At 64.5% G+C, this 12,978-nt stretch carries 11 protein-coding genes; 2 read left to right on the top strand and 9 right to left on the bottom strand.

The features are described 5' to 3' along the window. Window positions 1-254: 254 nt before the first annotated feature. The 6 genes from KBX14_RS10590 to KBX14_RS10565 all read right to left on the bottom strand — a co-directional run bounded on the left by KBX14_RS10590 (window position 255) and on the right by KBX14_RS10565 (window position 7,666). Entirely contained in the window at window positions 255-974 is a 720-nt protein-coding gene (locus KBX14_RS10590; protein WP_071566422.1) for a type 1 glutamine amidotransferase, read from the bottom strand. Next, on the bottom strand, window positions 967-2,226 hold the full coding sequence (locus KBX14_RS10585) for a Mur ligase family protein (protein ID WP_070477278.1): 1,260 nt from the start codon (window positions 2,224-2,226) through the stop codon (window positions 967-969). The genes KBX14_RS10590 and KBX14_RS10585 overlap by 8 nt, the downstream gene beginning before the upstream one ends. Window positions 2,227-2,235: 9 nt before the next feature. Beyond that, window positions 2,236-3,228 (bottom strand): DNA polymerase III subunit epsilon, encoded by a 993-nt coding sequence (locus KBX14_RS10580; protein ID WP_252931712.1) that lies wholly within the window; start codon window positions 3,226-3,228, stop codon window positions 2,236-2,238. Between the two features lie 14 nt (window positions 3,229-3,242). Beyond that, entirely contained in the window at window positions 3,243-4,667 is a 1,425-nt protein-coding gene (locus KBX14_RS10575) for a hypothetical protein (protein WP_071573598.1), read from the bottom strand. 228 nt (window positions 4,668-4,895) lie between these two features. Further along, window positions 4,896-6,656 (bottom strand): 2-isopropylmalate synthase, encoded by a 1,761-nt coding sequence (leuA, locus tag KBX14_RS10570; RefSeq protein ID WP_255365830.1) that lies wholly within the window; start codon window positions 6,654-6,656, stop codon window positions 4,896-4,898. A 152-nt stretch (window positions 6,657-6,808) separates the two neighbouring features. Continuing rightward, the gene (locus tag KBX14_RS10565; RefSeq protein WP_070363273.1) at window positions 6,809-7,666 is read right to left on the bottom strand and encodes a DMT family transporter; all 858 of its coding nucleotides are present in this window, start codon (window positions 7,664-7,666) and stop codon (window positions 6,809-6,811) included. A gap of 115 nt (window positions 7,667-7,781) precedes the next feature. Between KBX14_RS10565 and KBX14_RS10560 the strand changes: the two genes are divergently transcribed. Both KBX14_RS10560 and KBX14_RS10555 read left to right on the top strand, forming a co-directional pair. Further along, complete coding sequence (locus KBX14_RS10560; RefSeq protein WP_070363272.1) at window positions 7,782-9,047, top strand: aspartate kinase; 1,266 nt, start codon at window positions 7,782-7,784, stop codon at window positions 9,045-9,047. A 15-nt stretch (window positions 9,048-9,062) separates the two neighbouring features. Continuing rightward, window positions 9,063-10,097: an aspartate-semialdehyde dehydrogenase gene (locus KBX14_RS10555; RefSeq protein WP_070477284.1), complete on the top strand. Its 1,035-nt coding sequence runs from the start codon at window positions 9,063-9,065 to the stop codon at window positions 10,095-10,097. Window positions 10,098-10,621: 524 nt separating this feature from the next. On the opposite strand, the gene KBX14_RS10550 is transcribed toward KBX14_RS10555, so the two are convergent. From KBX14_RS10550 to KBX14_RS10540, 3 genes are all read right to left on the bottom strand, one after another. Then, complete coding sequence (locus tag KBX14_RS10550; RefSeq protein ID WP_256042521.1) at window positions 10,622-11,896, bottom strand: hypothetical protein; 1,275 nt, start codon at window positions 11,894-11,896, stop codon at window positions 10,622-10,624. 72 nt (window positions 11,897-11,968) lie between these two features. Then, the gene (locus KBX14_RS10545; protein ID WP_256042520.1) at window positions 11,969-12,205 is read right to left on the bottom strand and encodes a helix-turn-helix domain-containing protein; all 237 of its coding nucleotides are present in this window, start codon (window positions 12,203-12,205) and stop codon (window positions 11,969-11,971) included. Window positions 12,206-12,358: 153 nt separating this feature from the next. Beyond that, window positions 12,359-12,904, bottom strand: a complete 546-nt coding sequence (locus tag KBX14_RS10540) for an RNA polymerase sigma factor (protein ID WP_256042519.1) — start codon at window positions 12,902-12,904, stop codon at window positions 12,359-12,361. Between the last annotated feature and the right edge of the window lie 74 nt (window positions 12,905-12,978).

Below are 12,978 nucleotides of genomic sequence, written 5' to 3'. Positions count from 1 at the left end.
ACGGCGCCGATGCCGTGTGCATTGATGATGCATTGTTAACCATGATTCCGGACCACAACCACTTGACACAGAGCGTTCGAGCAGGCGCTGAGGCGTTTCCCCAGGTCGCGAAAATCCAATGAGGGAATTTGGTGTCACCCCAACCGGGCCGAGTGCCAAAGGACGCAACCGCTTATTTGCGACCTGGGCTTTTCCCGAGTTCCTCGGAACGAATTGCGTCCTTTGGCACTGGCTCCTAGAGCGCTAGCGGCAACCTACCTGAGGCGCTCCTTGCGCAGCTGGTCCACCTCGGGCAACGCGAGTGGGGTGAGTTCCTGGGCGTGGATGCCGAGGGCGCGGGCGAGGAGGAGGTCGGCAAGTTCGGGGTTGCGGGCCAGGGCGGGGCCGTGCATGTAGGTGGCGATGACACTGCCCTGCACAACGCCCTCAACGCCAGCCCGAGAACCAGCACCCACGTTGTTGCCCACGCCGCGTTTCACCTGGCCGAGTGGGGAGGCGTCGGGGCCGAGGGTGGTGCCGCCCATGTGGTTTTCGAATCCGGTGAGGGGGGCGGAGAGGCCGTCGAGAAGTGGGTGGGATTGGACTTCCCCGATGGCGCGCTCCGACATGGGGGAGGTGCGGACGTCGAGGACGCCGATGCCGGCGACTTCCTCGCCGTGGGCGGTGAAGCTGTGGCCGAGGACCTGCATGCCGGCGCAGACGGCGAAGACGGGGCGGCCGGCGTCGATGGCGCGCTGCAGGCCGGGGGATGCTTGCAGGCGGGAGGCCGCAATGATTTGGGCGGAGTCCTCGCCGCCGCCGAGGGTGTAGATGTCGCAGTCGGAGGGGATGTCCTCGGTGAGGGGGATGGGTCGGATGTGGGTGTCGATGCCTCGCATGCGGGCGCGTTGGCGCAGGACGAGTGCGTTGCCGTCGTCGCCGTAGGTGCCGAGTACGTCGGGCAGCAGCAGGCCGATGGTCAAAGTGTTAGTCACGGTCCAGCTCCTTGTGTAGGTCCTTTTTGAGGTCGCGGAAGGCGGTGTAGTTGGCCAGCACTTCGACGCGGCCGGGTGGGCAGGCGCGGATGGCGTCGACGCAGTTGTGGATCAGTTCGTGTTCGATGTCGGCGTAGAGCAGGCGCACGGCGAGGTCGGTGCCGCGTTCGCCGGCGGCTTTGACGGCGATGCCGTGGAAGTCTTCGAACTTGACGTCCCAGAGCCAGGAGAGGTCTTCGCCGTCGGCGACTTGGCCGTTGACGGCGATGACGAGGCCGTCGGCGGTGCGGTCCACCATGGAGAGGGCCTCTTGCCAGCCTGCCGGGTTCTTGGCCAGCAGGAGGCGGACTTCGTGGTCGCCGAAGTGGATGGTGGAGTAGCGCCCGGCGACGTCTTGGACGTCGGCGACGGCGGCGAGCGCGGAGGCGAGTGGTACACCGAAGACGTCGACGGCGCAGGCTACGGCCTGTGCGGCGTTGCCGCGGTTGGCCCGCCCGGGTAGCGCCAGGTCAAGCGTGACGACGCCCCCATCCGGGCAGCGCAGGCCGTCGTCGGTGACGGCGTAGGTGGGGGTAGGGCGTCGAAACTCGGAGCCATCGGGGAGGGGCTCGACGGCGTACCAGTCGTCCTCGGTGCGTACGACGTGGCCGCCGCTGCGGGGGTTGGTGACGGAGTCTCCGAGCCAGCCAGCGCCCGCGGAAACCCAGATGACGTTGGGGTGGTCCCAGGCGACGGAGGTCATCAGCACGTCGTCGCAGTTAGCGATGACGGTGGCCTCCGGGTGGGCGTTGACGGCGCCGCGGAGGGCGCGCTCGATCTTGTTGATCTCGCCGACGCGGTCCAGCTGGTCGCGCGACAGGTTGAGCAGCACGAACGCCTTCGGCTGCAGCCGGTCGGCGACGTGGGGGACGTGCAGCTCGTCGACCTCGAGGGCGATCGTGGAGGCGTCCTTGCCCGCCATGAGCGCGGAGATGATGCCGGCGTCCATGTTGTCGCCGCCGTCGTTGGTGGCCACGGTCCTGGTGGAGCGCAGCGCCGCCACCAGCATCTTTGTGGTGGTGGACTTGCCGTTCGTGCCCGTCACCAGCACGGCCGGGCGCCCCTTGGACAGGCCTGCCATGATGTTCGGGTCGATCGCGTTGGCAACGAGCCCGCCGATCATGCCGCCGGCGCCGCGGCCGGTGGCGCGCGACGCGAACGTGGCGGCCTTCGCGGCGGCCAGCGCAACAGAGGTACGCAGTTGTGAGAGCATGCCTCTACGTTAGTCGCGCGCTACGGCCTGGAGAAACTCCTGCGCGCTGAGCACCGGGATGTTTTTGCGGTGCGCGTGCATCGCTTTGCCACGCAGTTCTGCGCCGCGGGAGGGGGCGTCGGATACTACGAGGGATGCGGTGCGTGTGAGCTTTTCTTGGTAGTTCAGCCCGGCGTCGAGCGCGGCCTGGATGAGCTCGTCGGGGTCGACGGCGACGTCGTCGGAGATGGAGATCTCCATGCCTGGCTTGAGGCCCGCACCCGTGTAGACGCCCGGATTATCGACGTCCCCTTCGCGCTTATGCGCGTCCACCCGCAGTGCGGAGCGCTGCAGGCCGAAGCGGTCCGCCTTGAGGTCCTCCGGGTCAATGCTGGTCAGCGTGCCGTTTTCGCGCAGCTGCAGGTACACCGCGACGAGCTTCAGTGTGGCCGCCCGGGAGAGTTCCTCCTCGGGGACGCTGGCGCGTTCGACGGTGGCGGTGGCCGGTTCGGAGAGCACGCCGACTTGGTTGGCCACGGCGTTGAGTCGCTCGTCGATGAGGATGTGGCCCTGGCGGCGCGCGCTGCCGAGGATGTCCACGATTGCTTCGGGGCGCGGGATGTGGCCGACGCGCTGGCGGCGCCGGTTGTGTTTGCGGGCGCGTTGGCGGTTGGCGCGGGCGGCGGCGTTCATGGCGCGGCGCGACTCGGAGACGAGGTACCCCCACTCCGTGGGGCTGTCGAGCACGATGAGGGTGCGGTCGTCGATAAGCTTGTTGAGTGTCTTGAGGTGCCGCGCGAACCGTGGCGCCTGAGCGAAGTCGCTCTTCTCCAGGTTGTGCAGGTGGCGTGGGCCGGCGTCTTTGACCGGGTTGAATACGGCGTGGAAGTCCTCGCCGACCTCGCCGTTTTCGTCGAACGTGACCGCATCGAGGGTGAGCAAACGCCCCGTGGAGGGGTGGATGCTTGTCGAAAGGGCGCTTACCGCGACGAACGGAAAGAGCTCGTGGTCAGGTGTTGTCATCACTCTGATAGTAGCTATGGCCACTGCACGCGGTGTAATGGCCCGCCGAGCGGCGTGTCTGACTGGATCTGCAGGCCGCCGAAATTGTACTGGTAGTCGGGGGCAGGCGCTGGTGCAGGGGCCGGCGCGGGCTGTTCCTGCACGGGAGCGGGCTGCTGCACAGGCGCTGGTGCAGGCGCAGGGGCGGGCACGGGCGCAGGCGTTGGGGCCTGCCACACCGGGGCCGGCTGTGCTGGCATCTGGTACGCCGGTTCCTGTTGCGCCGGGGCTGGCGCCGAGGCCGGCTCAGACGCGGGCTCCGAAGAAGGCGGTGTGGTCTCCTCGGTGGTCTGTTCCGTCGACCGCTTCGAAGGTTCCGGCTTCTGGCCGGACTTGCTCGGGGAGTGCGCAGGCTCCGTCATGTACGTGGAAACTGTGTCCGGCGAGCCGCTCCACTGCTCGCTGAACGCCACCGAGCCGATCAGTGCGATCAGCAGCGCGCCGATGACAGCGGCTACCCAGCGCATCGGGTGGATCGGCTGGTTCTTCTTCGGCTGCGCCTCCGGGGCCTTCTCGTCCGCCGGGGTCTCCACGGCGGGGAACTCCTCCGAATCAGCCTTCGCTGCGGCGGACTTGGCCACCGCGTCGGCGCTGTCTTCCAGCTCCTCTGGGCGTACCACGGGGATCACGGTGGTCGCCGACATCGCCGAGGTATCCGGGTGGCGCGGGTGGACCTGCACCGGCGGAATCGGGGAGAGGGGCGGAAGCACGTCCGGGGCGAGTGGGCCAACGGTCACGCTCAACGACGGCTTGCCACCCAGCGGCGCGAGGTAGCCGTGAGCTACCGCCAGCAGGCCACGCTCGCTGAGGGACTGCAGCGTCGGCAGCAGCGCGGTGGCCACTGGCCCCACCAGGGTGCCGACGGCCCGATCCCCAATCGCGACCTGCACAGTATCTTCGGCAGCATCCTCAGTGGCGCTCAGCGTGAGCAGGTAATGCTTCCGGTCCAGCACCGAAACTTCCTGGGCTTCCTGCGCGTCCGGGAGGAAGGAGACGTCGTAGGTGCGGGTGTCGTCGAGAAACACCCACGGCTCGGTCGGGGGCTGGTTGGTGGGGATGCACAGGCCGGGGCGTGGCAGGCGGAGGACGGTTTGCAGGGAGCCGTCCGCAAGGCGGGTGGCGCGCACCGTGACCTGCGGGATCATCGAGGCTTCCACGATCCAGGACAGCTCCGCGTACTCGCGCGCGTCCGAGGCGCTCATGCTGCCGAGCACCGAGTCCTGGAAGTGAATGTCGAACCCGCCGCCCTCAGCGCGCGGGATAAGCAGCGCCGCGAGGTCCGCAACGTCCGTATCGGCGGAATCGAGCAGGTGAATGATGTGCTCTTGCTCCGCCTCGTGCACCGGGATGTTGCGAACAGCACCAAGCCCGTGGTCTGGAACCACGTATGTTGTTGCCATTTCGCCCTGCCTTACCCGGTGCTGCCTCGCCAGTAGATAAATCTCCGAGCAATGAGTATAAGGCGCGCACCTGGGTAAACACATGTCGACCTGTGGAGGCGTGTGACACGTCACGTTCGTACGCAGCGCGGATTCTTATTCGCTGAGAGAGGCGTAAGAGAAGCGAGCGCGCTTTATCACTCGCATCTCAGTCCGCCAGGCAGAACGACCCCCCTAACGGGGGTGGTGTTACGCGACCGTCGAACGGTTCACCGCGGACACGATGGCCTGCATCGACGCCAACGTCGTCGATCCTGCCACGCCAGCGCCCCACGCACACTTGCCGTCGACATCCGCGTAGATGTAGCAGGCCGCGTCGGCGTCGTCACCCGCGGAGCGGGCGCGCTGCGAGTAGTCCTGCACCTCGACGTTGATGCCGATGTGCTCCAGCGCGTTCGCGAATGCCGCGATCGGGCCGTTGCCGACACCCGTGACTTCGTGGTCCTGGCCGTTGTAGGTCACGCGCGCGCGGATCCCGGTCGTCGTGGCGTCCGTGCCCTCCTCATCCGACGTGCGGAAGGAGTGCAGCTCCAGTGGCGAATCTGGGTCCAGGTAGGTCGTGGCGAAGATGTCCCACATGTTCTTCGAGTTGACCTCGCCGCCCTCGTTGTCGGTGATGTTCTGCACCACCGCGGAGAACTCCGGCTGCATCGCCTTCGGCATATCGATGCCGTGGTCCGTCTTCATGATGTAGGCAACGCCACCCTTGCCGGACTGGGAGTTGACGCGGATGACAGCCTCGTAGTCGCGGCCCACATCCTTCGGGTCGATCGGCAGGTATGGGACCTCCCAGACCGTCTCGCGCAGCTCTTCCCACTGCACCTCAGTGGAGTTCGCGCCGGGGCGCACCTTGCTCGCCAGTGCGTCCAGGCCTTTATTAATAGCGTCCTGGTGCGAGCCGGAGAACGCCGTGAAGACCAGGTCGCCGCCGTATGGGTGGCGCTCGGGGACGCGCAGCTGGTTGCAGTACTCCACGACGTCGCGGATGCGCTGGATATCAGAGAAGTCGATCTGCGGGTCGACGCCCTGCGTCAGCATGTTCAGGCCCAGTGTGACCAGGTCGACGTTGCCGGTGCGCTCACCGTTGCCGAACAGGCAGCCTTCGATGCGGTCCGCGCCCGCCATGTAGCCCAGCTCGGCCGCGGCGATGCCTTCGCCGCGGTCGTTGTGGGGGTGCAGCGACAGGATGATGGAGTCGCGGCGCTTCAGGTTGCGGTGCATCCACTCCACCGAGTCCGCATACACATTTGGGGTAATCATTTCGACGGTCGCCGGCAGGTTGATGATCATCGGCTGCTCAGGGGTCGCGTCCATGATCTCGACGACGGCGTCGCACACCTCAACCGCAAAGTCCAGCTCAGTGCCGGTGAAGGACTCCGGCGAGTACTGCCAGCGCCAGTTCGTGTCCGGGTAATCCTTCGCGATGCCCTTGATCAGCTCCGCCGCGTCCGTCGCCAGTTTCTTGATCGCCGGGCGGTCTTTCCGGAACACCACTTCGCGCTGCAGCTTCGACGTCGAGTTGTAGAAGTGCACGATCACGTTCTTCGCGCCCGAGCACGCCTCGAACGTGCGATGAATCAGGTGCTCACGGGCCTGCACCAGCACCTGGATGGTGACGTCATCCGGGATCATGTCCTGCTCGATGATCTCGCGCACAAAGTTGAAGTCAGTCTGCGAGGCGGACGGGAAGCCCACCTCGATCTCCTTGTAACCCATCTCCACCAGCAGGTTGAACATGCGGCGCTTGCGCTCCGGGTTCATCGGGTCAATCAGGGCCTGGTTGCCGTCGCGCAGGTCCACCGCGCACCACTGTGGCGCGTGCGTGATGGTGGCGTCTGGCCAGGTGCGATCCGGCAGGCGGATAGGCTCTACCTCCTGCGCAAACGGCAGGTAGCGGTGCGCTGGCATCTTCGATGGCTGCTGCTTATTCCAGGCTGGTTGGGTGGTCATTGTGGCTGTTCTCCTTCGTGGCGAGTTTCACGGTCGGCGTGCACAAACTCCGCGACGGGCGCCGGCCGTGTTACAACGAGGCCTGTATCCCGCCGCGGCAGATTAGGAGCAGCAGCTGATGTGACATGCGCCAAAGCATACACGGTTTGGGCCTATCCCACTTGAATACTGACCCGTGTGAGCATCGCCGCGCTGGCCAGCATCATAATTATCGACGCCACCATCGCTACCCAACCCCCAACACTGGACACGGCGAAGTTCTCCCCAAGCAGCACGATGCCCAAGGTGAGTGCAACCAGCGGCTCAACAACCTTCATGGCCGGCAGCGTGGTGGCCAGCTTGCTGGCGCCGAACGCGAACTGCTGCACTGCCGTGCCCAGCACCGCGCAGGCCAGCATGGCCCAGAACTGCCACGACTCCACAAGTCCAACGACTCCGCCGTGTACGTAGGCGTCCACAGCCACCTTGGAAAACACCGCCAGGTAGCCGAAGATCGCGCCGCACAGGATGCCGTAGGCCAGCGCCTGCGTAGCGGCGCCACGGGTGCGGGCGAACGCGACCGTCCCGACCATCCAGGCCAGCCCAACCCCGATTGCCAGCACCCAGCCGACCATCCCCGGCGGGGCGGTGCCCGGAACCGGGCGGCCCACCAGGATCACCACCGCAACGAAAATGGTCAGCAGCGTCGCCCACGCCGTGCCCTGCGGCGACATTGTGCGGTGCTCCACGCGCGCCGAAAGTAGCAGCGTGAACATCAGTGACAGCACCAGAATCGGCTGGACTACCAGCAGGGATCCGAACGCCAGCGCCAGCGCCTGAAATCCGTACGCGGCCAGCGCAAGGGCGAGCGATGCCCACCAGGCGGGGCGTCGCAAAGAAGAAAGCGGTGAGGGATTGACCTCCGTTGTGGAGCGGCCGGCGCGCAAGATGCGGTGGCGCCACACCGTCCCCACCGCGATGAGCAGCGCAGACGTGAGCGCAAAGCTAATCGCAAGGAAGTCGTTCTGCATGGTCAACGATAATACTAATTTTCTGTGCCATGTCGCCCCATAGTCGTTTTTGGGACGCTATTCTTATAGTGCGGATTTTCACGCGACAGTTTTTACACCGATGGAAGGTTCTACCATGGCATTGATCGTGCAGAAATACGGGGGCTCGTCCCTCGAAAGCGCCGACCGCATACGCGCGGTTGCTGAACGCATCGTTGCCACTAAGAAGCAGGGGCACGATGTCGTGGTGGTGTGTTCCGCAATGGGCGACACCACCGACGAGCTGCTGGACCTCGCCGCCCGCGTCAACCCAACCCCACCCGCCCGCGAGATGGACATGCTGCTCACCGCAGGCGAGCGCATCTCGAACTCGCTGGTCGCGATGGCGGTCGCATCCTTCGGCGCTGATGTGCAGTCCTTCACCGGCTCGCAAGCGGGCGTCATCACCACCGAGCGCCACGGCAACGCCCGCATTATTGAGGTGACGCCGGGCCGCGTCCAAGAAGCTATCGACGCCGGCCGCATCGCCATCGTCGCCGGCTTCCAGGGCGTCAACCGTGACACCAAGGACGTCACCACCCTCGGCCGCGGCGGGTCCGATACCACCGCCGTCGCCCTCGCCGCCGCCCTCGGCGCCGACGAGTGCGAAATCTACTCGGACGTCGACGGCGTCTACACCGCCGACCCACGCATCGTCCACGATGCCCGCAAGCTCGACAAACTCTGCTTCGAAGAGATGCTTGAGCTCGCCGCGTCCGGCTCGAAAATCCTTGTGCTGCGCAGTGTGGAATATGCGCGCGCATTCAACGTACCCATGCGGGTGCGTTCGTCATACAGCAACGATCCCGGCACCCTCGTCGCCGGAGCATTGGAGGATATCCCCATGGAAGAAGCAGTACTGTCCGGCGTTGCCACCGACGCCTCCGAAGCGAAAATCACCATCCTCGGCGTCAAGGACCTGCCAGGGGAGGCCGCCAAGGTGTTCCGCGTCCTCGCCGACAACGAGATCAACATCGACATGGTGCTGCAGAACATCTCCAGCCTCCACAACCTGACCACCGACATCACCTTCACCCTCCCAATTGCCGACGGCCCCCGCGCCATGGAACTGCTCAAGGCCCTCCAGGCGAAAGAAGGCTGGGACAACATCACCTACAACGACCAGATCGGCAAGGTGTCCCTCATCGGTGCAGGCATGAAGACCCACCCGGGCGTCACCGCCGACTTCACCGAAGCACTTCGCGACGCCGGCGTGAACATCGACATGATCACCACCTCCGAAATCCGCATCACTGCCGTTGTACGCGAAATCGACCTTGAGGAAGCCACCCGCGCTATCCACGACAAGTTCGAACTCGGCGGCGACGAACCAGCCATCGTCTACGCTGGCACCGGACGCTAAGAAAGGACACACTTCATGACCACCATCGCAGTAGTAGGTGCAACCGGCCAGGTCGGCCGCGTCATGCGCGAAATCCTCGCCGAACGAGACTTCCCAGCGGACAAAGTGCGCTTCTTCGCATCACCACGCTCCGCGGGTAAGCACCTCGAATACCGCGGCCAGGACGTCGTCGTCGAAGACCTCACCCAGGTCACCGAAGACTCCGTCGCCGACGTCGACATCGCGCTCTTTTCCGCAGGCGGCGGCACCTCCAAGCAGTGGGCCCCAGTCTTCGCAGCCGCCGGCGCCACCGTCGTAGACAACTCCTCCGCGTGGCGCAAGGACGACGACGTCCCCCTCATCGTCTCCGAGGTCAACCCCGACGAAGCCAAGGCGCCAGCCAAGGGCATCATCGCGAACCCGAACTGCACCACCATGGCAATCATGCCCGTGGCCAAGGCACTCCATGACGCCGCCGGCCTTCACACCATGCGCGTAGCCTCCTACCAGGCCGTATCCGGCTCCGGCCTCGCCGGTGTGCAGGCGCTTGCAAATCAGGTCGCCGAAATCGGCGAGCGCAACACCGAACTCGCCCTCGACGGCTCCCTCCTCCAGCCCGAGGAGCTCGGCCCATACGTCGCACCGATCGCCTTCAACGCGCTGCCACTCGCCGGCAACCTCGTCGACGACGGCACCGAAGAAACCGACGAGGAGCAGAAACTCCGCAACGAATCGCGCAAGATCCTCTCCATCCCAGACCTGCGCGTCTCCGGCACCTGCGTCCGCGTCCCAGTGTTCACCGGGCACACCATGGTCGTCCACGCCGAGTTTGAGAAGGAAATCACCCCTGACCAGGCTCGCGCCGTCCTTGAGGCCGCGCCGGGCGTCTCCGTCGTCGACGTACCGACCCCTCTCGCCGCCGCCGGCAAGGACGATTCCCTCGTCGGCCGCATCCGCCAGGACCAGGCCGTCGACGGCAACCGCGGCCTCGTGTTCGTCGTCTCCGGCGACAACCTGCGCAAGGGCGCCGCACTGAACACGATTCAGATCGCGGAGCTGCTTGTGAAGTAGCTTTTCTGGCTTCTTGAGGGCACTTGAGGGCGCTTGAGGGCGGTCCCCTGGGGTTTGCTCCCTGGCGGGGCCGCTTTTCTGCTTCGGCTTTTGGGGCAGGCCGGTCCGTGACCAGGGAAATGCCCCAATACTTTCTTGGATCCTGGGTTTGAGGTGTGGTTGCTAGGTAGCCAGTGCCAATGGACGCACCGGAAAACATCTAGCACATTGCTGACCTGCAGTGTTGAATGGCTGCACCAAAACCGGTTGCGTCCTTTGGCACTAGGCCTCTCTGGGTGCACACCAAATTCGCCCATGCAGAATCGACGACCTGGGGAAACGCTCAGGGCTGCTCCTGAAAGCGGGAATTTGGTGTCGGACCGGGTGGTGGGGACACCACATTCCATCAAGTACTGCCTACGACCTGGGGAAACGTTCCGACTCCTCTCCGAAAAACAGGAATTTGGTGCGCGCATCCTTGCTTGGGCTAAAGAAAAAGTGCCAAAGCACGCATCTTGCGTCCCTTGGCACTTGGCGGAGCAGGATTATTTAGCCTGGCTCTCAGCTCCGTCCGTCTCGAGGACTTCTTCCGCTTCGAGGGCCTGCTCGGCCTCTTCGATCATGGCTTCCTTGAAGTCCTTATTTTCCATGACGGACTTCTCGGTAATCTTGTCCAGCTCGCGCTGGTCGTGGCGGGTGAACTTCACGCGCGGATCGAGTTTGTCCTTCATGAGCTCGAGGGCGCGGCGTCGCAGGCTGCCTTCGTGGCGCAGGGTTTCCGAGCCGCGGATGCGGGCTGATGTGACCACGACGATGAGTACGAGGCCCAGGTAGCCCAGGATCGGGTAGACGAACGAGATTAAGTCCTTGAAGCCGACGAAGGACAGGACGAACCCGATCAGGCACGCGGAGATGTAGATGACGCGGAACTTCTGCTGGCGACCGCGTGCCAGGCGCTTGCCCAGGGCGTAGAACATGCCCAACGAGGTGGCGAAAATCATGCCGAAGATCACGAACGTCATGATGAGGCCGAGTGTTGGGTTGATGTTGTTGATGAGGGTGAGCATCGGCATGTCGTGGCCGTTGACGTCGCTGATGCTGACCATGAGGCCCATGCCGAGCAGGAGCAGCATCGCGAGGTAGGCAATACCGCCGAAGAGGCCGCCGAGGCCGGTTTCGCGCGGGTCGAGGTAGTTGCCGCCGATGACGACCGCCATGGACACAACGCAGATGAAGTTCAGGCCGGTGTAGTTCAGCGCGGCGATCCACCAGTTCGGCAGCTCGGTTGCGACGTCCTGGGCTGCGATGTTGATGCTATCCCAGTCTGGCTGCGCGTTGACGATGGTCCAGGTGCAGCCGCCGATCACGAAGATCAGGAGGAATGGGGTGAGGATGCCGATCGCGCTGGTCACCTTATTGACGTCCAGCATGCCAACACCGAGCACCATTGCCAGCATGATGACCGCGCCGATCCAGACCGGGATACCGAACTGCTGGTTCAGGTTCGCGCCCGCACCTGCGAACATGATGAACCCGATGGAGAACAGCGTGATGATGGTCGAGATGTCCAGAACCCAGCCCATGACCTTGCCGGTGATGTTACCGAGCACTTCCATGTGTTCAGTCGCCTGGAAGTAGGAGCCAAGCTGGAGGATGGAGATGCCGCCGACCAGCATCAGGGCCGAGCTCAAGAGTGCTCCCCAAACGCCTTGCGTGCCGAAGGCTACAAAGTACTGCATCGCTTCCTGGCCGGACGCAAACCCGGCGCCGACAACGATGCCGATGAAGGCAAAGGAGATCGCTATTGCGTTTCGAATCATAAAAGGCAGTGTAGTTGATGGGATAGGCCGGTTCGGTGAACCTAGGACTTTTTCTGTTCAGCTGAAAGAGAGTCATTCATCCGCGGTAGCGCGCTGCGCTGCGTCCCTTTCGCGTTTGAAGGCGAAGACGTCGTCGGCGTAGAGGCGCCGGTGCGCCCCGACTTTGTGGCCGGCTAATTGGCCGGTGTCGATGAGCTTCACGACGTGAGGTCTGGACACGTGGAGGAGGTCCGCCGCCTGCTGGGTGGTGAGCTCTTTTTGTACCGGAACAATTTCAACCGGCCTGCCCTCCGCCTCGTTGGCGAGCACTTCGCGTAGTGCAGAGGCAGCGGATCGTGGAATGCGTATCGGCTGCTGGGACCCATCGACGACAATGTCGACGCTGCTCGAGTGGGGTTGTGAAAGCGCGATGTCAAGGTCTTCGAGGGCCTGCTGTGCAATAAACGAAAAGGGGGTAATGAGCTAGGTCTGTTCCGTAAGTCGCATGATGTCTTTTCGTGCGCGGGCGACGCGGGAGCGGATGGTCCCGATGCGCACGCCAGCGATTTTGGCGGCTTCCTCGTAGCTGTAGCCGAGCACTTGCGTGAGGACGATGGCTTCGCGCCTGTCAGGGGCGAGTTCGTTGAGGAGGTTGTGGGCGTCGATAACTTCGGGCCACAGGTTCGGGTCGTCGGTGCTGGGCTGTTGGGTGGCGACGTCGTCGTAGTCACTGTTGGTGGCGCGCGGGCGGCTGCGGTCGTGGCGCACGGAGTCGATCCAGGTGCGGCGCGCGATGGAGAGGAGCCACGTGCGGGCGGTGGAGCGGCCGGCGAAGCGTGGGAGGGCGCCGAGGGCGCGCAGGTAGGTTTCCTGGGTGAGGTCGTCGGCGGCGTCGTGTCCTGCGAGGTGGGCGAGGAGGCGCCAGACGTCGTCCTGGGTGGCGGCGATGAAGTCGGTGAGGGCGGCTTTGTCGCCCCGACCTGCCCGGAGGGCAAGGTCGGTGACGTACTGGCTATCGCTGCTGTTCACGAATAAAAAGGGTACCAGTATTGGAAAAACCCTTGATGCCACTCTGATATTCGCGTACTGTATAAATCGAACCC

Source organism: Corynebacterium sp. CCUG 61414 (genome assembly GCF_024453945.1).
GTDB classification, from domain to species: Bacteria; Actinomycetota; Actinomycetes; order Mycobacteriales; family Mycobacteriaceae; genus Corynebacterium; species Corynebacterium pseudogenitalium.
This window is presented reverse-complemented; position numbering and strand designations above follow the sequence as displayed.

Coding starts and splice junctions, on each gene's coding strand:
- KBX14_RS10585 (WP_070477278.1), bottom strand. CDS start 2,226: ATGCTCTCACAACTGCGTACCTCTGTTGCGCTGGCCGCCGCGAAGGCC.
- KBX14_RS10580 (WP_252931712.1), bottom strand. CDS start 3,228: ATGACAACACCTGACCACGAGCTCTTTCCGTTCGTCGCGGTAAGCGCC.
- KBX14_RS10575 (WP_071573598.1), bottom strand. CDS start 4,667: ATGGCAACAACATACGTGGTTCCAGACCACGGGCTTGGTGCTGTTCGC.
- leuA (WP_255365830.1), bottom strand. CDS start 6,656: ATGACCACCCAACCAGCCTGGAATAAGCAGCAGCCATCGAAGATGCCA.
- KBX14_RS10565 (WP_070363273.1), bottom strand. CDS start 7,666: ATGCAGAACGACTTCCTTGCGATTAGCTTTGCGCTCACGTCTGCGCTG.
- KBX14_RS10560 (WP_070363272.1), top strand. CDS start 7,782: ATGGCATTGATCGTGCAGAAATACGGGGGCTCGTCCCTCGAAAGCGCC.
- KBX14_RS10555 (WP_070477284.1), top strand. CDS start 9,063: ATGACCACCATCGCAGTAGTAGGTGCAACCGGCCAGGTCGGCCGCGTC.
- KBX14_RS10550 (WP_256042521.1), bottom strand. CDS start 11,896: ATGATTCGAAACGCAATAGCGATCTCCTTTGCCTTCATCGGCATCGTT.